Origin of the sequence: Schaalia suimastitidis DSM 15538 (assembly GCF_000429105.1) — a bacterium.
Lineage (GTDB): Bacteria > Actinomycetota > Actinomycetes > Actinomycetales > Actinomycetaceae > Pauljensenia > Pauljensenia suimastitidis.
The window spans coordinates 12,665-32,613 of sequence record NZ_AUBF01000011.1; the positions used below are offsets into that span (position 1 = coordinate 12,665).

Genomic DNA, 19,949 nt, shown 5'->3' on the forward strand with positions numbered 1-19,949 from the left:
CACGCTGTGCAGATAGAGTGCCTGTCGGCTTCGGCACGAATACAGCGCCCACCTGCCGCCCCGCCGTCATGCACCCAGGTGTTGTCACCGTCAACCTCGACGCCATCGCACGCAATATCAACACGTTGCGTCAACGTGCTCTTGGTACGGAACTTATGGCTATCGTGAAAGCCGATGCCTACGGGCACGGCCTAGGGCCAGTGTCCATCGCAGCACTCGAAGCTGGCGCGACATGGCTTGGCGTTGCCCAAGTCAGTGAAGCCCTGTCACTACGTGCGCTCCTTGATCAAGCAGGATTTTCACCAACACGCGCGCCAATCCTCACATGGATCGCCACCCCAGGAACCAACTGGGCCAGTCTCATCACCGCCCACATCGACCTCGCGGTGTCGTGGACGTGGGTCCTTGACGAAATATGCCACGCAGCCCACGCATGCGGTACACGTGCACGTATCCACATCAAAGTGGACACCGGTATGCTGCGCGCCGGTTCAACCCTTGAAGACCTGCCCGCCTTAGCACAGGCAGCTGCCGAGGCGCAGCGCGCAGGTCTCGTTGAAATCGTTGGGCTGTTCAGCCACCTGTCGCGAGCAGACGAACCGACACCGCAGGGCGAGGCGTCCACAATGGCTCATATTCAACGTTTCTGTGACGCACAAGACATCCTTCGCCACGCGGGTATTGAACCCGCCCTCTGCCACCTCGGCGCCAGCTCTGGTCTGCTGTGGCATCCCGATGCGCATTTTGACATGGTGCGTCCAGGTATTGCGCTATATGGTCTCAGCCCAGACCCGGAAGTAGCCTCCGGCGACGAACTGGGGCTGTGGCCCGCTTTACGTCTGACAAGCCAACTCACCAGTGTGAAAAGAGCCGAGGCAGGCCAGACGGTATCCTATGGTGGCACGTGGGCAGCTCCAACCAGCCGATGGCTTGGCCTTATCCCACTAGGATATGCCGATGGTATCCCGCGTTCAGCCTCCAACCAGGGAGCATGGGTGCTGATTGAGACTGCGCACGGCCCCTTACGTGCCACACAGGTGGGACGTATCTGCATGGATCAATTCGTCGTTGACCTTGGGAGTGCCGAGCGTGGCGCCCCAGCTCCAGCTGCCGTAGGCGACACCGTGGTCCTCATTGGTGATACGAGGCGCGTAGAACCCAGTGCGGACGATTGGGCGCGAGCGGCAGGAACTATCAACTACGAAATTGTGACCCGCCTTGGTGATCGGCTGACCCGAACCTGGACACGTGACAGCGCCATGAGCGACGCAACGTCAACGAGCGACACAACGGAAGGAAAACCGTGGACACACTGACGTTTCACACACATGACGCTGACACAACGCGAGCACTAGGACACGCGTTAGGTGAGCGCCTACGTGCTGGCGACCTCATCATGCTGCGCGGAGGCCTTGGTGCAGGAAAAACAACATTCACCCAAGGAATTGGACAAGGCCTTGGCGTCCGTGGGCAGGTCGCCTCCCCCACATTTATCGTTGCTCGTGTCCACCCATCCCTTGTTGGCGGCCCTGACCTGATTCATGCTGATGCCTACCGCATCACGAGCCTTGACGACTTAGAAACCCTTGACTTGGATTCCACCATTGACCAGGCTGTCACCGTGGTCGAATGGGGTGAAGGCAAAACAGAAGCGATGTCAGACGCTCGGCTGGACATTGACGTTGAACGAGCTACCGGTGGGCAGGTCCACCACACGGCAGACGGCATACTTGACCTTGAAACCATGGATGACGGTCACCGCACCATCACATTGCGTCCTCATGGCGCGCGCTGGGACGGCGTTTTCGATGATCTTGGTGAGCGTGCCTTATCCCTTGAAGCCGCCTCACGGTAGGATCGACGACGTGCTTCACCTATGCCTCGACACTTCGTCGGTGACCTCCATGGCCATCGTTCGCGATGGCCAGACGATTGCGCGTGCACGTTCTGCCTCAGTGCGACACCACGTGGAAAATATCGCTCCGATGCTTCGCGAACTTCTGACCGAGGCTGGCTTGCCAACTACCGGCGCTGACTTGCGTGCTGTTGGACTTGATGCAGTTCTTGTTGGCACAGGACCCGCCCCCTTTACTGGGCTGCGCGCCGGATTGGTCAGTGCCCGCGTATTTGCTCATGCGGCAGGTGTGCCAGTTTATGGTGTTGCCTCCCTTGATGTGTTGGCGCGTGGGGCCCTTGATGTGCTGCCGCCCGGGACGCCAGTTGTTGCACTGTCGGATGCGCGTCGCCGTGAACTGTACTGGGGGCTGTATCGAGCGTTGGGACCTGATGACGTGGCTTTGGAAGGGCGCCTTGAAGTGGGTGAGCCGACGCTACTGACCAGGGATTTGCGGCAGACGGAGGCACTTGTGGTCTGTGAGGAAGCCTTGCCACCGCATAGTGTGGAGGTGTTACAAGGCGCGCCGGTGGGTCCGACCGCAGTACTTGATCCTGCGATTATGGTGCGTATCGTCTTGGCTCGCCTGGCACGCGGTGATATGTTGCACCTGAATGCGGAGCCTCAGTATTTACGTCGCCCCGATATTCACGGCCAAAAACCGCAGCGACTATGAGTGCTCGTGCCGATATTGAATTGCGGGTTTTAGGTCCGGCTGATTTCGAGCAGCTTCTTAGTGCCGAGCGCGTCGTTTTCGCCGAAGATCCCTGGACGCCAGGCATGATTGGTGAAGAGCTTACCTCCACGTTACGGCACTACGTCGGGGCCTTTGAGCAGGGTACTTTCGTTGGTTGGGCTGGTCTGTCCCTTGGCGTGGACGGTGACGTGATGACCATTGGTGTGCTTCCCAATTTTCGAGGCCGAGGCGTGGGTCACCTGCTTCTTGCCGAGCTATTGCGCGTGGCCAGGCAAGCTGGTGTTGAACGGGTCTTCTTAGAGGTCCGAGCCTCAAATACCCAAGCTATCGGGCTGTACGAACGACAGGGCTTTGTGCATATTGGCCGCATTAAGCACTATTTTAGAAATCCCAGCGAAGACGCCGTGACCATGCGGGTGGACTTGTCGTTGGACTCGACACGAGATGGCGTCCTCGGTGTACCCTAAAGGAGGTTGACACAAATGCTTGATGTGTCACCTCATGAAATGTGAATAACCGGTGTTGTGAAATACCTAGGTGACACAAAGAAAAATTGCCGTCACCTGAACAAAGTATGGTGAGAAGGTTCGCTGAAAAAGTGGCTGAAAATCGCCAAAAATAGCTTGTGTTGCTCAGTGCATGTGACCTTCGGGCCCCGAGTCCCACAAATGCCTAATACCGTGCCTTTAATCTAAAGGACATGGCCACAACAACTGTCGCAACGAAGAAGCGTCGCGCCTGGACCACCACTGTGTTCGTCAAACAACTCATGGCGATCTCAGGCCTCGTCTTCGTATTTTTCCTCCTTTTCCACTCCTACGGGAACCTCAAAATGTTCATCGGTCAGGAAGCGTATGACTCATACGCCCACTGGCTCCATCACGAGGCTCTCTACCCGATCTTCCCTCATGGCGGCTTTATCTGGGTTTTCCGCGCAGCGATGCTGCTGATGCTCATCATCCACGTCGCCGCCGCTGCAATCACCTGGGCACGGTCACGCCGTGCACGTCGTAGCCGCTATGTCGTCAAAAAGAATGCGGCTGATGCCTACGCTGCCCGCACCATGCGTGCAACAGCGGTGATCCTGCTTGGTCTGATTATCTTCCACATCCTGCATTTCACCACCGGCACCATCCAAACAGGCTTCACCGCCGAAAGCACCCCATACGAACGTATGGTTGGCGCCTTCCAAAACCCAGTGATGGTCCTCGTCTACCTAGTCTTCGTCGCCGCAGCCTGCCTGCATGTTGCGCACGGATTCTGGTCGGCATTCCAATCTCTCGGCTGGGTTCGTGCAGGAACACGCCGCCTCTTGGTCGTTGCCTCCGGCCTTATCGGCGCAATCATCTTCGTGATGTTCGCCCTCCCGCCGTTCGCCATCGCCATCGGCTTTATCTCCTGAGAAAGGCTGAACGACTATGACTGAAACTCTCATCAAAGGTCTCTACCGCGAAGGGGAGCCTGCCATCGACACGAAAGCGCCGATGGATGTGCCGCTCGCCCAATGCTGGGAACAACGCAAATTCACTGCGGCCCTGGTCAACCCTGCCAACCGACGTAAGCTACGCGTCATCATCGTCGGCTCCGGCCTTGCAGGTGGGGCAGCGGCCGCCTCGCTCGGCGAAATGGGCTACAACGTTGACGTTTTCTTCTACCAAGACTCCGCTCGCCGCGCACACTCCATCGCTGCACAGGGTGGTATCAACGCTGCGAAGAACTACCGTAACGACAACGACTCCACCCACCGCCTCTTCTACGACACCGTCAAAGGTGGCGACTACCGTGCACGTGAAACCAACGTGTATCGCCTCGCAGAAGTAAGCGCCAATATTATCGACCAGTGTGTCGCCCAAGGTGTGCCTTTTGCTCGCGAATACGGCGGCCTCCTCGACAACCGTTCCTTTGGCGGCGTGCAGGTGTCACGTACCTTCTACGCGCGCGGCCAGACAGGCCAGCAGCTCCTCATCGGCGCGTACCAGGCAATGGAACGGCAAGTTGCCGCAGGTACCGTCAAAGAATATAGCCGCCACGAAATGGTTGAATTGATCGTTTCGGACGGGCGCGCTCGCGGTATCGTCGCACGCGACATGTCCACCGGCGAACTGAAGAGTTTCGTGGCTGACGCCGTTGTCCTTGCTTCCGGCGGCTACGGCAACGTCTTCTTCTTGTCTACCAACGCCATGGGATGCAACGCCACCGCGATCTGGCGTGCACACCGCAAGGGTGCGTGGTTCGGCAACCCCTGCTTCACGCAGATTCACCCGACCTGCATCCCGCAGCACGGCGACCAACAGTCCAAGCTCACATTGATGTCAGAATCACTGCGCAATGACGGACGTATCTGGGTGCCCAAGAAGGCAGAGGACTGCGAAAAAGACCCGCGCGATATCCCCGAAGAAGACCGCGACTACTACCTGGAGCGCATCTACCCAGCTTTCGGTAACCTCGTGCCGCGTGACATTGCGTCGCGTCAAGCAAAGAATATGTGTGACGAAGGACGAGGCGTCGGACCTAAGATCGACGGTGTCGCCCGCGGAGTCTACCTCGACTTTGCCGAGGCCATTAGCCGTATGGGACGCGCTGCCGTTTCCGCCAAATACGGCAACCTCTTCGACATGTACGAACGCATCACCGGCGACAACCCTTACGAAACACCGATGCGTATCTACCCGGCGGTGCACTACACCATGGGTGGCCTGTGGGTCGACTACGACCTTGAGTCCAACCTCCCTGGCTTGTATGTCACCGGCGAAGCCAACTTCTCCGACCACGGCGCCAACCGCCTCGGTGCTTCGGCCCTGATGCAAGGCCTGTCGGATGGCTATTTCGTCCTGCCCAATACCATCAACGACTACCTTGCCCACGCTTTCTCACTGCCTAAACTGGACGAGAACTCTGCCGACGTTGTTGCAGCGAAGGCCGAGGCGCAGGCACGGATCGACCGCCTCATGGCCGTTGGCGGTAACCGCTCAGTTGACTCCTTCCACAAGGAACTGGGCAACATCATGTGGGAATACTGCGGCATGGAACGCACCGAAGAAGGCCTGAAGAAGGCCATCGGATTGATCCGTGAACTTCGCAAGGAGTTCTGGGCCAATGTGCGCGTGCCCGGTAAATCCATTGGTGAACTCAACCAGTCCCTTGAAAAAGCTGGCCGTGTTGCCGACTTTATGGAACTGGGTGAACTGATGTGTATTGATGCTCTTCACCGAGAGGAATCGTGCGGCGGCCACTTCCGTGCCGAATCGCAAACCCCTGAAGGCGAAGCGCTACGCCAGGATGACAAATTCCTCTATGTCGCGGCGTGGGAGTGGACGGGCGAAGGCCAACCCCCCGTACTGCACAAGGAAGAACTGGTCTACAACAACATCGAGCTGAAGCAGCGGAGCTACAAGTGAACCTGACACTGAAGATCTGGCGTCAAAGCGGTCCACAAGACCCGGGCGCCATGCACGAATACCAGATCCGCGGCATTTCCGAGGATTCCTCATTCCTTGAGATGCTCGACGTTCTGAATGAAGAACTCTTCGCACGCGGAGAAGAACCGATCGCCTTCGACTCTGACTGCCGCGAAGGTATCTGTGGCCAGTGTGGCCTCGTCATTGATGGCATTGCCCACGGCCCCGAAGTCACGACGACCTGCCAGCTGCATATGCGTACCTTCAACGATGGTGACGTCATCACCATCGAACCGTGGCGCGCAGAAGGCTTCCCGGTCATCAAAGACCTCGTGGTCAACCGCAGCGCATTGGACCGCATTATTCAAGCTGGTGGCTACATTTCGGTGAATACCGGTGCAGCCCCTGACGCTCACGCAACACCGGTGCCTAAGCAGGATGCTGACCGCGCCTTTGAAGCAGCGGCCTGTATCGGCTGTGGTGCCTGCGTGGCTGCCTGCCCGAACGCCTCGGCGATGCTGTTCACCTCGGCGAAGGTCACTCACCTTCAGCTTCTGCCACAAGGTAAGCCTGAAAACCTTAAGCGCGTGGTGGCGATGCTCAACCAGCATGACGAAGAAGGCTTCGGCTCGTGCACCAATATTGGTGAATGTGCAGCCGTGTGCCCCAAGGAGATTCCGCTCGACGTGATCTCGACCCTTAACCGTCAGCTTGGTAAAGCTGCTTTCGCAGGCGTGTAAGCCTGAGCTGGCAAGGGAACACAGCGCGCTTCGGCATGAACAAGGCGTTGTTTGTGCCACGCGCGAAACGGTGACAAACTACTGGCCTCGTCGCATTGCGACGAGGCCAGTACTTGTGGGGGCTATTGGTGCAGTGATGGGCGAAGGCTTTTCCACGATGTGTTGTACAGCGTCGAATGAAGCACAAGATGGCATCGGCGACTACACTCAGCACCGTGAGTCAGGACAACGACATGACAACCAGCACAGGCGAAGAGCCGCTTATCCTCGGCATTGAATCGACATGCGACGAAACTGGTGTGGCCCTGGTACGCGGGTGCACGCTGCTTGCTGACCGCACCGCGACCTCCATGGACGAATATGCTCGCTATGGCGGTATCATTCCCGAAATTGCTTCACGCGCACACCTTGAGTCCTTCCTTCCCACCTTAGAGGCAGCCCTTGACGAGGCCAAGGTGAGCCTGGCTGATGTCGACGCTATTGCGGTGGCAGCTGGCCCGGGCCTCGTTGGTTCGCTCACCGTGGGGATTTGTGCGGCGAAAGCCCTTGCAATGTCGTTGGATAAGCCCTTGTACGGCGTCAACCATGTCCTCGGGCATCTTGCCGTGGACACACTTGTTGACGGCCCGTTGCCGGAGCGTTTCATTGGCCTAGTGGTATCAGGTGGACACTCTAATGTGCTTTTGGTGCGTGATATCGCCACTGACGTTGAAGAACTCGGAGGCACACTTGACGATGCTGCAGGTGAAGCCTTCGACAAAGTAGGGCGTTTACTTGATTTACCGTATCCTGGTGGGCCGCATGTTGATCGTCTTTCTCAACAGGGTGATCGCAACGCCATTCGTTTCCCACGTGGTCTGGCTGCTGGCAAAGACAAGGAACGTTACCGCTACGACTTTAGTTTCTCGGGCCTAAAAACTGCGGTGGCACGTTATATTGAGGGCGTGCGTGCGAACGGACACACTCCTAATGCTGATGACATCTGTGCGGGTTTTTCCGAGGCAGTGAATGACTCGCTGACCGCTAAAGCTATCGCTGCGGCACGTGACCACGACTGTGACACGCTTGTCGTAGGCGGTGGTTTTAGTGCGAACTCACGGTTGCGGGAACTCCTGGCTGACCGTGCCGAGGCTGCGGGGATTACGGTGCGTATGCCGCCGCTGCGTTTTTGTACGGACAACGGCGCGCAGATTGCTGCGATGGGCGCTGCGCTGGTCAAAGCGGGGGTTGTGCCATCCGGTTGGACGTTTTCCCCTGACTCGGCGATGCCTTTAACGCAGCCGTCGATGTTACCCGGACGCTAAAAAGTGCGGCGACGCCTGCCGCAGTGCCGATCTTGCCGTAGTGCTAAGCCCACGCAACCGCTACGCGCGGCGGGCACCTCGTGATTCTTGATGCGGCTCCCCTTCTCCGCGCGCCATCGCCAACTGAGCGACGAAGATCCGTGGATCCAGTGGCCGATCGGCACGCATTTCGGCACGCATAAACTCCACAACACTATCCAAAGGGTCCTGCGTTGCGTGCGCTGCCACATAGCGTTGCCGATCATAAGCTGCGCCACAACGCAAAATCTCCTCGACGCTTGCAAGTTCTTCGACGCAACCAAGGTCACGTGCCACGGGCGCAAGCAGATGCAGCAGACGCTCCACACCCTGACGTGCATCTTCCTGCGTGCCGCGGGCATCAACGATAAGTTCCGCATCAAGCCCATAGCGGGCACTGCGCCATTTATTCTCGGCAATAAACCAATCGGGCAGGCGGGGTAGGACGTGGTCAGCATCAATCTCGCGGGAGTACAGTTCAACCAAGCAATGTGTCAGGGCAGCAAATGCTCCTACTTCGAGAATATTTGACGCCGCATCAAATACGCGGTTCTCCAAGGTGCCCCACTTCGGCGAGGGACGAATATCCCATCGTACTTCGTCGAAACTGTTGATCACGCCCGTGTGAATCATGTCAGCGGTATATGCCTCAAGTTCTTCCCAATGGTCAAAATGGCGAGGAATACCTGCCGTGGGGAGTTGCTGAAACACCATGGCGCGGTTCGACGCATACCCCGTGTCGATACCTGCCCACACAGGTGAGGACGCCGAAATAGCCTGCAAATGCCCAATCCACGTGGCCAAAGCCGAGGCGATGGGTAGCACCTTCGTCCGCGCCTCAACGCCGACATGCACATGCACCCCGTATAGCAGCATCTGTCGACCCCAGTACTGGGTGCGTTCGACCAGGTCAGCGTAGCGTTGTGAATCTGTTACTCGCTGCAAGGTGGGCATCGCAAAGGGGTGCGTGCCTGCAGCGGCCAAATCAATCCGCAGCTCATTGGTCACTGGTCGAAGAAACGCTGCCGTCTCAAGCAAATCATGCATACATTCGGCAACGGTGTTGTGAGCGCCGGAAACAAACTCCACGGTATTGAGCAGCATTTCGCGGTGAATACGCCCATGAGGAGAGCCGTCAGGTAAGACAGCTCGTGCGATCACCGCGTCTGCAGATTGGCGCAGGTCGTTGGAATCCTGGTCCACAAGTTGAAGTTCCCATTCCACGCCGATGGTGGACCGGCGCGAGGAGGAAAAATCCAGGGGCACGGCAACTCCTTCCCAAGGCTACTGACTCCATCATTGCGGGAAGTAGCGCAGCAGGCGAGACCAGAACACTAAATGGGACTGTGTGAAGTCTCTCCCGATAGGATTGACGAGGCTGTGCGCTCCTTGGGTGCAGCGCGGATTCTTGGGTGCAGCGCCGCTCCTTGGTGCAGCGACGTGGCAGAGGCCGCAAGAGCACTGTGTGCCGTGCAGCGCGGCGCACCGCGCTATCCTGGATTTTGGACGAGCGGCAGGCGAACGGCCACATCATTCTCCAGTCGACTACCAAGGCGCTGGCTGGCGCATGCCACCATGACTGACGATAGGGGCAGTGCAATGGCCACAGACTCTGGCCACACCGAATACGGCGGCACCGAGGCGCCTGGCGCCAAGTGCCAAGGGAGCTGGCGCTTTATTGGACAACTACGCAGCTACCAAGCGCGGGTCCTTTCCCATGTTGACCAACTGACCCGTGATCACCGACTTCATGTCGTCGCCGCACCCGGCTCCGGGAAAACGATCCTTGGCCTCGAAGCTGCCGGTCGCCTCGGATATCGCACCCTGGTCCTTGCCCCCAGCCTGGCCATACGCGACCAATGGTGCGACCGCCTCGTCACGCATTTTGCGGCCAGCAGTGCAGCAATTGGCACATCCACTAGCCTTCGTGCTCCTGCGTACCTCACAGCCAGCACCTATCAGAGTCTTTTCGCTGCCTATACGCGCTCAACCGACGAAGATACCGGCGAATCTTTCGCTGACGCTGACCTTGTTGCCCTTTTCGCCGACGTGGGCACCATCATCCTTGACGAGGCGCATCACCTTCGCACCCAGTGGCACCGCGCTTTAACGTCATTTATCGACGAATTACATCGACAACGACCCCAATTGAATATCATTGCCCTCACCGCCACCCCGCCCTACGACAGTTCACCGCAGGAATGGCAGCGTTACGAAGCACTATGCGGACCAATCGATGCTGAAATATCGGTGGCGGAACTCATCGCAACCGCTGATTTGGCGCCACACCAGGACTATATTCTCCTCAATGAACCCAGCGCCGACGAATGCAATACCCTGCTGGCACTACGCGCACATACGCGCGCAGTCATCGCTGAATTGGCACCACAAGCACCGGATATGCTCAGTCGCGGGCCGCTCGCACACGTACCCGAACAGTGGATCGACGAATGCCTTGACGACGAAGTCGGATGTGTCGGCTTCCTGCACCTGTGTCGCATGTGGGGCCATACACCCTCACCGATACTCACCACTCTGCTGGCTAACGATGCGCTTGAAGCCACCTTTGAAGACGGATTCCAATTCATCGTCACCCATACGCACCTATTCGACGCTGACTTCATTCAGGCCGTGACCGATTGCCTGTCACGCCGTCACCTCCTGGGCAGCAACGGTGTCATCAACACCTCAGCATTGGACGCCAACCGACTGTTACTGAATTCGGTGGGCAAACTCGATTCGATTGCCACCATCGCGGTGCATGAAGCGACGGTGTGTGGGCCAGGGCTGCGGATGCTTGTCTTAGCCGATCATATTCGTGCCGAGACCCTTACCCAGATTGGTGGCAGTGACCCAATGGTGAAACTCGGTGTCTTACCTGCCTTTGAAGTTATTCGCCGCAGATTTGACACCGAAGCTGACCTGCGCAGCCACCAGCGGCTCGCCGTACTTACCGGCCGATGCGTGATCATTCCTTCGGCTATTGCCGAGGCACTCGCGGGCTTGGCGCAGCAGCTGGGGTGTGCAGTCGATACGACAGTGTTGGAACGGTGCCCCGCGTATAGTCAAGCTCGTTTCGAGGGTGGCTCAAAGAATGCGGTGGCTGTGATGACACGGGCATTGTCGTGCGGCATGGTCACCATCGTTGTGGGTACCGCGGCCTTGCTTGGGGAAGGGTGGGATTGCCCTCAGCTCAATACGCTGGTGCTCGCAAGCACGGTCAAAGCCACAATGATGACGAACCAAATGCGTGGCAGAGTCATTCGTATTGACCCGGATAATCGGCGCAAAGTGGCGAATATTTGGCACCTGGCGACCGTAGATGTCGACCATATTCTTGCCTCAGGTGCATCGAAGAAACCGTTACGAGATGCCTGGGATGTGCGTAAACTTTCGCGACGCTTCGATACCTTTGTTGGTCCACACGCAGTCAAACCTTTGGTGGAAAGCGGTGTGGAGCGGTGCGCCAGCGATCGGCGCTTCTGGGAGGACGATAAGGTTGAGGCCCTCAATAATGACAATCTTGTCCGTTGTACTAATCGACAGCGAGTGTGGGAACTGTGGCACGAAGCCATCGCGCGCCACGATGTGAATGCGCCAACGGGTATGGATCTTACGCGTGAGGTGCGGCTTGTCAGCGCAGCACCTGTGCAGGTATTGATGGGCGCTGACTATTTAATGGCGCTCGTTCAGATGGGCATCTGGGCGTTGATCGCTGCAATAGTGCGCTTGGGGGCCGGATTTGGGGTCGAAGGCTTAGGGTGGGTGCTGCTTGCACTTGGGGTGGGCAGTGTGGCGCTCTTGGTGTCCCATGGTGCGAAACTCCTGCTGCGGCGCCGACTGCTGCATCCGCGGCATCGTCTGGTTGCGCAGTCGGGCGCATTGGTCGAGGTGCTACGGACGATGGGCATTATCGAAACAGCAGGGGCGTTGCCTCGGGTGGAATATCTTGCCGCATCTGAAAGCCTTACCGTGTCGCTGACCGGAGCCAGTGTGCGTGAACAGCAGGTATTTACCGAGGCGGTGGCTGAGTTATGTGCCCCCACACGAGCTCCGCGTTACCTGCTGGTGCCCAGTGGAATGTACCGTCTTGGACAAATATTTTTGGCACAAAATGTCCCTAGCGTTATTGCCACTAATCGTGCCCATGTTGATCGTTTTGTGGCCGAACTAGCCAAGGTGGGGTTGAAGATGGAAGCGGTATATACGCGTAACGAGGAGGGACGATCAGCTTTAGTGACCGCGCGGCAGATGTCGGCCAGCAATATTGCGACAATATTTGCTGGAACAAGGCGTGTGCTCAGTGCAGATCGCCTCTATCGGAACGGATAGTGGGGGATAGGAATAAGCCACGCGGCTGCTGCGTGGAGGCACGCGACAAATGCGCGCGATATTCGCCGCTGGGTCGCGCTGCCCGCCAGTAGGCCGACGGCGTAGGCCTAGTCGTGCGTATGCAGTCGCCTGGCAATAATTGCGCGGTGCTCTCCACCGATTCGCGTGGCAAAGACTGTCGCTTCGCCGCTACCGTCCATTTTCAAGGAACGACGCAGTGTGGCCGGGTCAATGTCGGCACCTCGCTTCTTAATTTCGACACGACCTACATCGAGTGTCTTTAACGCTGCTGCGATGTGTTTAGGGCGCAAAGCCGTGACTTCAAGGACTTCGAAGGACGACATGAATGGGCTGTGAGGCAGTTGGTCGCCACTGAGGTAGGCAATTTTTTCGTCAATGAGATGCATGGACGTATCGAAAGCCAATTGAGCGATAGCGCCGCAGCGAATGACGGCATCATCTGGCTCTGCAAGATAGGCGCCGAGGGTGCCAACCGAGGCGAGTTGTCGAGGCACATATGGTTGAGTAGCGCTGGTATCACGCAGCACATGAACGCTGGTGCCGTGTATGACCTGCGCGCTGCGCCCCGGCCCTTCGATTGCCAATGGGCCACACCATAGGGCCGCCTCGACAAGGCAGCCATCAACGCTGGTCCACTGGACGTGTGCGCCGTCGGGCAGCGCCTCGTAAGCAATTCCTGGAGCAACTTTCACCCCGAGTGCTGGGATGCTGTGACGCCACTCCAGCACCGTTGACAGGGGAGGGGCCCAACATTCTGGGTTGCTAATGCGGGTTGCCCCTTTGGTGGCGCCCGATCGGCGCGCAGGATCAGCGAAGATCGCGTCAACACCTGCTGCGGACAAAGCCGACAGGTCCAGGTCGGTGACGTCGCCGTGCAGGACTTCGCTGCTGGGGAAGTCGCGCAGATTTGCCGAGGCGGCTGCCGCGGACTCAGGGTCAATGTCGACGCTTAATGTGCACATACCTAAACCTGCTGCAGCAAGTGATTCGGTGCCGATGCCGCAACCAAGATCGGCAAGGTAGGTGACGCCTGCGTCGCGCATCCGTTGGGCGTGCAGAGCGGCCACTTGGAAGCGGGTTGCCTGTTCGAGGCCGTCGCGGGTAAAGACCATATGGCGTGCGATGGGGCCAAATTTGTCTTCGGCACTGTCACGTAAGGATAGTTGCCCCAGGACCGCGGCCGCTACCTCGTTACTGACCCCTTGAGAGCGTAATGCGGACCCCAGGGCCAGTGGATCCATTGTTTTGCGTTCGGGGCGTGCCTCCCATGCTTGAAGAAGATCCCAGCCAGGGGAGGATAGGAGGTGCGACAACGAGGAGGTCATATGTTGATTGTCCCATGTTTGTTTCGCTGAAGAAGACGACACATTTGGCACTCGGCTTGCTGGAGTGCCAACGCGGTTCTAAGCTAGACGTTGTCACGCGGCTTAGGCCGCAGGCTTTCACTGCTACCCGCGACGGCAGGCGCAAAGCCACCCCCCTTACTTTTCAACGGAAAAGGAGTGAACGACAGTGTCGATCACCATCAAACCTCTGGAAGACCGCATCGTCATCCGCCAGCTCGAAGCTGAGCAAACCACTGCTTCGGGTCTCGTTCTGCCTGACACTGCTAAAGAAAAGCCGCAGGAAGGCGTTGTCATCGCCGTCGGCCCAGGCCGCATTGACGACAACGGCAACCGCGTCCCTGTCGATGTGGCTATTGGCGACACCGTTATTTACAGCCGCTATGGTGGCGCCGAGGTCAAGTACGACGGTGAGGAATACCAGATCCTTTCCGCTCGTGATGTGCTCGCTGTTGTGGAGCGCTGAGCGACTATTTGTTGAAAAGCCCGGTTGGCTATATGGCTGGCCGGGCTTTTCCATGCCATTCGTCGGCATTTTCTGGTATCTGCCGACATTTCCTTCGCGCTTTCTCGGGGTACGTAGCGGCTGTGCCGCATTTTGCTGCCTCCACATGCACAGATCATCGTCTTGTCGCCGCTTAATCTGCGCGGTTGCTGACCTTATCCGAATCTTCTTGTCTGAATCTGGCCATCGGCCCGCGAATGTGACCGACACTCTGAATCTGGCCATCGGCCCCTCATATGGTTGGCGCAATGTCGAAGGTTCGATGTTGGTGGTTATTAGCTAATTTGTGAGCCACATTCGTGGGATGCGTCGTGTGTGGAGCCGTTTCGTGAGCCAATGTCTTGGGGTGTGTCAGGTGACGATGGGCGACGTGCAGCTGCGAGTAAGACCACCGCAATGCCGGTTAGAACAAGCATCGTCCACGGTAGCCATGCCGGTAAAGCCGCGAGACCCTGAAGAAGCACACTTTCCCACGATGCTAACCGACCTCCATCGACAAGCGACGGCAGGGGGCTATGCGCGCCAAAGGCAACGAAAAAGAGGCCAACGGCAATAAAGAGCAGGCCAGATACGACGTTCATCCACGTTGTAGAGCGTCCAGCCAAAGACACTGATCGCGGTCGAATCCAACGCGCCCGGGCCAGGCGCGACCACAACAGTGACAGCAGTACAAGAGGAAGCGTCATACCTGTGGCATATAGGACTACCAGCAGTACGGCATGAGTCACCGAACCGCCGATACCCGCACTGAGCAGCACTGCGCCAAGGATTGGACCAGCACAGCCAACACCTGCGAAACCATAGACCAGCCCCATGAGGTACACCGATAGTGCACTTGCCCTCGCGGTGTCCGTGTCAGGGAGCCGACCTGTATCTGGGGTACTTGCCGAGGTGGTGGCATCCGCATCTGAGGCAGCTGGGATTGCCGAGGCGATGGCATCCATCGCAGGCATTGCCAACCCGATTGGGGTATCTGGTGAGGGGCCACCGTCTGTGGCGGAGGTGAGCGCGGCTCGAATCTCCTTCATTTGTGGCAGGCGTGAGGCGTGCACAGTCCCAGGCCGAGGGCCAACGCCACCTAACGAGCGACGCCAGCGACGCCTCAGCAAGAAAAAGAACGGATCAACAGCGAATATTTGAGCGACCCCCAAAAGGATAATCAGCGTGCCCGCTCCAACTGCAATCTGCTGTTCCCATGTGCGCAAATAGGCGCCCAAGCTGCCAGCCATGACGCCAAGCGGCACCAGCGTGGTCAGGAGTCCGCACCAAAAGAGCACGGTGCGAACAATGAGGGTGCGCCGCTCGGCGAAGGCGTGGGCAAAAAACGCAGGTAACAGCAGCGCTGAACAGGGGGCAAAAAGGGTGAGAGCTCCCCCCAAAAGTGCAGCAAGAGCTGGAATATCACCCATCAAGTGACCTTATTTCACTTGTTCAAGAATTGTTTGGCGCACGTAGTTCGCGTCACGATACCCGCTAATGACGGCATCGCCCACCACCATAAAAGGTGTTCCAGTAATACCCACCTGGTATGCGTGAGCTTTAGAGGCCTCGACCGCTGCGACCGTTTCAGCGGAGGTCATATCGGCTGTAAATGCGTTGATATCGGGCACGCCAGCAGCCTTGGCATATTCCACCAGCGAAGCCTCAGTGAACTCAGGATGTCCTTGGGTTGACAGGTTGGCATAGACCGCGTCGTGGAATTGCCAGAAATACCCTTGATTAGCTGCCGCAACACCAGCTTGTGCGGCCAGGGGTGACGACGCCGAAATCTGGGCCAGATCGCGCCACTCGATACGCAATGTTCCGGCATCAACAAGATCTTGCAGCTGCGGGGTCACTTCCTGCGCCAGCAGCACGCAGTAGGGGCACGAAAAATCAGAGTAGAGCACCATCACTATGGGCGCGTCAACACTGCCTTTGGCCTGCCCATCTGCCGGGTCACGTCTTACCTCCGCGTGGAGGAGTTCCAACAGTGCAGGGTCAGTGACAACGGGCGCATATGTGTCCTGCTGGGTGGTGGAAGTATCGGTTGACGGGGCCTGCGCATTTTGCTCGGTCGTTGTGGCGGGCGGTGTTGCAGACGTCGCGGCAGTGGTGTCGTTGGGTTTGACAGTGAGCAAGACAGCGATGACAGCCAGCAGTGCGACGATCAGCAAGAGCAATAAGCTCACAACGATCATTAACGGGTTGCGTGACGAGGCGGTGGTGCCTTGGGGGTCGCGTAGTGTCCCGTTGTGAGGGTCGCGTGGCGACGTTGCTGTGGTGTCAGGAGTGGTGCTCATGCATGAACCTGTCTGAGAGGAAAACTACCCACACCACGGTAACCTAGTTGGCGTCTCTTGTCTCTTAGAACGCCACAGGCAATGCCCACTGGCACATATTTTGCTCGAGTGCGGGCACGTTGTTGCTTAGTGCGCCACAGGCTGGGCTAACGGGCGGAAATCGGAGGAGGCCGGAAATGTGAGAGAATCCGGGAGGCAGAGGAAGACGTAAAGTGGCCCTGTCGTTCTTAGGAACTAAGCGAAGGGAAGCGTCTGCGTGCGTTCTTGTAGGAGTGCGCGAATCTCTTCGACGGCGGCTCCCACGGTGCGCACGCGTGAGACCTTGGGGTCCATAACGGTTGGGGAACTGGCCCCCACCAGTAGCACGTTAAGGCTCAACGCAGAGGTGAGGGTCGTAATGAGCTGTTCACAGTCGGTGCCGCGGCCCATGACCACAGCTAGACGGGCAGGACGCTGTGAACAGTGTGCGCTCACACGTTCAGTGGCAGTAGTTCCAGCGTGGCACCCGGTCGCCATAATGGCGGTGTTGATGCCGTTCCATTGCAGGGCGACCCCAAGTACGTGAGCAGCAAGGGTGTGTTCTTCATCGGTGAGGACGAGGACGCAGTCACTATTTGCTGCAATGGGTGGGCGATGGTCCGACACTTCTGTTAAGACACGCAGTACTGACAGTGTCAGCAGCGCTGATGGCGCATGACCAGGCTCTTCACCTTCGTGGGAAGCGCGGATTGCTTCTAATGCAGGTTCAATCAGGCGTGTCCACGTTTGAACAAGACCTTCGGCTGCAATCGCACTTTCAAGAAGGTGGAATAGGTGCTCAAGGTTGCCTTGGCGGGCAGCATTAATGATTTCAGGTGTATCTGAAGGGGGTGCAAAGTCGGCAGTATCGACCGCACTGCCGGAAAGAACGATAGACGCTGCCTCCGAGGTGGGGACACCAGCGTGAATAAGTTCCACCATTTTGGCCAGGCGGGTCACGTCTTCTGGGAGATATCGGCGGTGAGTGCCTGAGGGGCGTGAGCCAAGTCCCAGTCCGTAGCGACGTTCCCACGTGCGCAATGTGGAAGGGGAAATGCCAAGGCGAACTGATACTGCGGCCACCGACAAAGGAGCATCGGGCAGTGACGAGGCGAGCAGATGGGCTTTGGGCATGGGCTCCCTCCTTGTCACAGGCTGATCGTTCTTACCGAGGCATCATCGCCGAAGCGCAAATGCCTATGACATGATTGTGGGCTGCTTTCGCATCTACCGCCACCGGAACAGTGTTTTTGCAGGTCGCAAGCGGTTGTGGTGAGTGTTGGTCGCCGGGTTGTTCCTGGTGAATTAGTGCGCGGGAAGCATGCCTATTTTCTCAGGCTTTTTTCAGTTTCGGCGCAAGTCTGGGAATTTGCGGAGAATTTGTGTCACGGTCTTGAATAACCCTTGCGTAGTTTTATAAGATATTCAGTGGTTGCCGAAAGGAACGTCCTGAACGCAAAACAAGCAATGGAAGGGAGTGCTCATGACCGACGTCTCACGACTGCCAGGGCCGATGATCGATGCCTGGGAGTGGCAGTACCAAGGTGCATGCCGCGACCTCGATACCGAAATGTTCTTCCACCCCGAAGGTGAACGCGGCTCTACCCGTCGTCGTCGCGCTGAAGCTGCCAAAGCAGTGTGTGCAACCTGCCCCGTGTTGGAACAATGCCGCGAATATGCTCTTGCTGCACAAGAACCATACGGCATCTGGGGAGGTATGACCGAGGAAGAACGTCGAGAGGCTGTGCGTGCCCGCGTACGTCGCCGCGCCTCGTAAAATACGTACTTTGCTGCTCCTGGTCACAACCGCGTCGTCAACACCTGACCACAAAACCATTGGCTGAGCAGGAGCCAAAAATCGCTACACACCCCAATGAAAGGCCACCACACACGTGGTGGCCTTTAACGTATCCGTCAAGCGTGCCTACTGAAGCGCCACCGAGTGCTAACGTGGCACTGACGTAGTGACAAAAGTGACAACATCCGCAGCAGCCCACGCGAAAGGTACCGCCTCTCCACTGCTGCACGTATGGAGGGAGAACCACATGGACACCCCATGGGATGACCGCGCGCTGATCGACAGTTTCACCGCAGAGTTCAACGACCTCGTCGCATTCGCCACAGCATCAGCATGTCCCAGTGGCTTTGGATACCTCAATGGTGATGGCACGGTTGATCTGGACAGGCCCGTGGAACTGTGGATTACCTCGCGTATGACCCACGTTTTTTCGCTGGCAACCATGCTGGGGATTGAACAAGCCCACGACTATGCCACGCACGGTGTGCGCGCACTGAGCCTTGCTATGCGCGACCACGAATACGGCGGGTGGTTTAGCGCCGTCAGTCACGACGTCAATGACGCCGGGCATGCGGAATATGTGGGCGATGGTCGCAAAGAAGCCTACGCACACGCCTTCGTGCTTCTGGCTGCTTCCAGCGCCACCCAGGCCGGTATTCCAGGTGGCCTTGACCTGCTGGCCCTTGCAGCTAACGACCAGGATCAGCATTGGTGGCAGCCGCAATACGGGCGCGGACGTGAATCGTGGGACCGCAGTTTCACGACGTCGGAAGCCTATCGTGGCCTCAACTCCAATATGCACACAGTGGAGGCCTACCTTGCTGCTTTTTACGCCACAGGGGAACGTCTATGGCTTGATCGGGCGCGCGCCATACTGCGCTGGGCGGCTGACCTTGCAGTTCAATGGGACGGGAGACTCCCTGAACACTTCACCCAAACATGGGAAGTGCAGCCTTCATTCAACAGTGACAAACCCTCTGACCCTTTCAGGCCATATGGGGCAACCCCGGGCCACGGTTTTGAGTGGGCGCGCCTCATGCTGCACCTTCGCGGCGCATTGCGTGACCTTGATGATGAAATCCCCAACTGGACGCTTGACGTGCCCGCTCTTCTCTTTGAACGCGCTGCCGCGGACGGGTGGGATGAGGTTCACGGCGGATTCGTCTACACCACCGATTTCTCGGGCACTCCCGTAGTACCCACGCGTATGCACTGGGTGGCTTGTGAAGCTGTCGCAGCGGCTGTCACTCTGGGACGTGAGTATATGCGGGAAGGGCAAAGCGAAAATGTTGACGTCGTGTCAGACCATTTCGCAACTTGGGTGGCGTGGATGGACCAGTACCTGCGTGAAGCGCCCGGTAGGTGGATACACGAAGTCGACGAAGGCGGGCAGGCGTCGTCAACAACGTGGGCGGGTAAGCCTGACGCCTACCACGTGGCGCAAATGCTACTTATGCCGCTTCTTCCGTCTGCCGCCTCGTTTGCCGAGGCCGTTCGCCGTTATGTGCAGTCCTGACGCCGACGCGCCGGTACTGTTTGCTCACGCAGGTGACACTCACCACGGAGCGCCCAAAAAGGTCATGCTGGCTTGAGATGGGT

General features: G+C 58.0%; 17 protein-coding genes. 12 read left to right on the forward strand and 5 right to left on the reverse strand.

What is annotated here, in order from left to right:
- The first annotated feature begins 68 nt into the window (after positions 1 to 68).
- From alr to tsaD, 8 genes are all read left to right on the forward strand, one after another.
- Positions 69 to 1,316: an alanine racemase gene (gene alr, locus G438_RS0105665; protein ID WP_026460496.1), complete on the forward strand. Its 1,248-nt coding sequence runs from the start codon at positions 69 to 71 to the stop codon at positions 1,314 to 1,316.
- Entirely contained in the window at positions 1,304 to 1,855 is a 552-nt protein-coding gene (gene tsaE / locus G438_RS0105670; RefSeq protein ID WP_026460497.1) for a tRNA (adenosine(37)-N6)-threonylcarbamoyltransferase complex ATPase subunit type 1 TsaE, read from the forward strand. The genes alr and tsaE overlap by 13 nt, the downstream gene beginning before the upstream one ends.
- Positions 1,856 to 1,865: 10 nt before the next feature.
- A complete protein-coding gene (tsaB, locus tag G438_RS0105675; RefSeq protein WP_026460498.1) occupies positions 1,866 to 2,570 on the forward strand; it encodes a tRNA (adenosine(37)-N6)-threonylcarbamoyltransferase complex dimerization subunit type 1 TsaB in 705 nt (234 codons plus the stop codon).
- On the forward strand, positions 2,567 to 3,058 hold the full coding sequence (rimI, locus tag G438_RS11035) for a ribosomal protein S18-alanine N-acetyltransferase (RefSeq protein ID WP_051259342.1): 492 nt from the start codon (positions 2,567 to 2,569) through the stop codon (positions 3,056 to 3,058). Before tsaB ends, rimI begins: the two co-directional genes overlap by 4 nt.
- A gap of 233 nt (positions 3,059 to 3,291) precedes the next feature.
- The gene (locus G438_RS0105685) at positions 3,292 to 3,993 is read left to right on the forward strand and encodes a succinate dehydrogenase cytochrome b subunit (protein WP_026460499.1); all 702 of its coding nucleotides are present in this window, start codon (positions 3,292 to 3,294) and stop codon (positions 3,991 to 3,993) included.
- Between the two features lie 16 nt (positions 3,994 to 4,009).
- Positions 4,010 to 5,989 carry a fumarate reductase/succinate dehydrogenase flavoprotein subunit gene (locus G438_RS0105690; RefSeq protein WP_026460500.1) on the forward strand — a complete coding sequence of 660 codons (1,980 nt, stop codon included), beginning with the start codon at positions 4,010 to 4,012 and terminating at the stop codon, positions 5,987 to 5,989.
- The gene (locus G438_RS0105695; RefSeq protein WP_026460501.1) at positions 5,986 to 6,729 is read left to right on the forward strand and encodes a succinate dehydrogenase/fumarate reductase iron-sulfur subunit; all 744 of its coding nucleotides are present in this window, start codon (positions 5,986 to 5,988) and stop codon (positions 6,727 to 6,729) included. The genes G438_RS0105690 and G438_RS0105695 overlap by 4 nt, the downstream gene beginning before the upstream one ends.
- A 233-nt stretch (positions 6,730 to 6,962) precedes the next feature.
- Positions 6,963 to 8,033: a tRNA (adenosine(37)-N6)-threonylcarbamoyltransferase complex transferase subunit TsaD gene (gene tsaD, locus G438_RS0105700; protein ID WP_026460502.1), complete on the forward strand. Its 1,071-nt coding sequence runs from the start codon at positions 6,963 to 6,965 to the stop codon at positions 8,031 to 8,033.
- A gap of 60 nt (positions 8,034 to 8,093) precedes the next feature.
- Here tsaD and G438_RS0105705 read toward each other — a convergent pair whose 3' ends face one another.
- The gene (locus tag G438_RS0105705) at positions 8,094 to 9,317 is read right to left on the reverse strand and encodes a glutamate--cysteine ligase (protein ID WP_034285394.1); all 1,224 of its coding nucleotides are present in this window, start codon (positions 9,315 to 9,317) and stop codon (positions 8,094 to 8,096) included.
- 309 nt (positions 9,318 to 9,626) lie between these two features.
- Here G438_RS0105705 and G438_RS0105710 point away from each other — a divergent pair, with 309 nt between their 5' ends.
- Positions 9,627 to 12,383: a DEAD/DEAH box helicase family protein gene (locus G438_RS0105710; protein ID WP_165569237.1), complete on the forward strand. Its 2,757-nt coding sequence runs from the start codon at positions 9,627 to 9,629 to the stop codon at positions 12,381 to 12,383.
- A gap of 107 nt (positions 12,384 to 12,490) precedes the next feature.
- Here G438_RS0105710 and G438_RS0105715 read toward each other — a convergent pair whose 3' ends face one another.
- Complete coding sequence (locus G438_RS0105715; RefSeq protein WP_026460505.1) at positions 12,491 to 13,729, reverse strand: THUMP-like domain-containing protein; 1,239 nt, start codon at positions 13,727 to 13,729, stop codon at positions 12,491 to 12,493.
- Positions 13,730 to 13,916: 187 nt separating this feature from the next.
- On the opposite strand from G438_RS0105715, the gene groES reads away from it, so the two are divergent.
- Positions 13,917 to 14,213, forward strand: coding sequence for a co-chaperone GroES (gene groES, locus G438_RS0105720; protein ID WP_026460506.1), 297 nt, complete (start codon positions 13,917 to 13,919; stop codon positions 14,211 to 14,213).
- 314 nt (positions 14,214 to 14,527) lie between these two features.
- Here groES and G438_RS11970 read toward each other — a convergent pair whose 3' ends face one another.
- The 3 genes from G438_RS11970 to G438_RS0105735 form a co-directional block, all read right to left on the reverse strand.
- The gene (locus G438_RS11970; RefSeq protein WP_051259343.1) at positions 14,528 to 15,661 is read right to left on the reverse strand and encodes a cytochrome c biogenesis CcdA family protein; all 1,134 of its coding nucleotides are present in this window, start codon (positions 15,659 to 15,661) and stop codon (positions 14,528 to 14,530) included.
- A 9-nt stretch (positions 15,662 to 15,670) separates the two neighbouring features.
- Positions 15,671 to 16,534, reverse strand: a complete 864-nt coding sequence (locus G438_RS0105730; protein ID WP_026460507.1) for a DsbA family protein — start codon at positions 16,532 to 16,534, stop codon at positions 15,671 to 15,673.
- Positions 16,535 to 16,768: 234 nt separating this feature from the next.
- Positions 16,769 to 17,686: a MerR family transcriptional regulator gene (locus G438_RS0105735; protein WP_026460508.1), complete on the reverse strand. Its 918-nt coding sequence runs from the start codon at positions 17,684 to 17,686 to the stop codon at positions 16,769 to 16,771.
- A 349-nt stretch (positions 17,687 to 18,035) separates the two neighbouring features.
- On the opposite strand from G438_RS0105735, the gene G438_RS0105740 reads away from it, so the two are divergent.
- On the forward strand, positions 18,036 to 18,329 hold the full coding sequence (locus G438_RS0105740) for a WhiB family transcriptional regulator (RefSeq protein WP_026460509.1): 294 nt from the start codon (positions 18,036 to 18,038) through the stop codon (positions 18,327 to 18,329).
- 268 nt (positions 18,330 to 18,597) lie between these two features.
- Entirely contained in the window at positions 18,598 to 19,866 is a 1,269-nt protein-coding gene (locus tag G438_RS11050) for an AGE family epimerase/isomerase (RefSeq protein ID WP_034285398.1), read from the forward strand.
- Positions 19,867 to 19,949: the final 83 nt, after the last annotated feature.

Excerpts from the sequence above, each read along its gene's own strand:
- alr (WP_026460496.1), top strand. The coding sequence starts at position 69 with ATGCACCCAGGTGTTGTCACCGTCAACCTCGACGCCATCGCACGCAAT.
- rimI (WP_051259342.1), top strand. The coding sequence starts at position 2,567 with ATGAGTGCTCGTGCCGATATTGAATTGCGGGTTTTAGGTCCGGCTGAT.
- G438_RS0105685 (WP_026460499.1), top strand. The coding sequence starts at position 3,292 with ATGGCCACAACAACTGTCGCAACGAAGAAGCGTCGCGCCTGGACCACC.
- G438_RS0105690 (WP_026460500.1), top strand. The coding sequence starts at position 4,010 with ATGACTGAAACTCTCATCAAAGGTCTCTACCGCGAAGGGGAGCCTGCC.
- tsaD (WP_026460502.1), top strand. The coding sequence starts at position 6,963 with ATGACAACCAGCACAGGCGAAGAGCCGCTTATCCTCGGCATTGAATCG.
- G438_RS0105710 (WP_165569237.1), top strand. The coding sequence starts at position 9,627 with ATGACTGACGATAGGGGCAGTGCAATGGCCACAGACTCTGGCCACACC.
- G438_RS0105715 (WP_026460505.1), bottom strand. The coding sequence starts at position 13,729 with ATGACCTCCTCGTTGTCGCACCTCCTATCCTCCCCTGGCTGGGATCTT.
- G438_RS11970 (WP_051259343.1), bottom strand. The coding sequence starts at position 15,661 with ATGGGTGATATTCCAGCTCTTGCTGCACTTTTGGGGGGAGCTCTCACC.
- G438_RS0105730 (WP_026460507.1), bottom strand. The coding sequence starts at position 16,534 with ATGAGCACCACTCCTGACACCACAGCAACGTCGCCACGCGACCCTCAC.
- G438_RS0105735 (WP_026460508.1), bottom strand. The coding sequence starts at position 17,686 with ATGCCCAAAGCCCATCTGCTCGCCTCGTCACTGCCCGATGCTCCTTTG.
- G438_RS0105740 (WP_026460509.1), top strand. The coding sequence starts at position 18,036 with ATGACCGACGTCTCACGACTGCCAGGGCCGATGATCGATGCCTGGGAG.
- G438_RS11050 (WP_034285398.1), top strand. The coding sequence starts at position 18,598 with ATGGACACCCCATGGGATGACCGCGCGCTGATCGACAGTTTCACCGCA.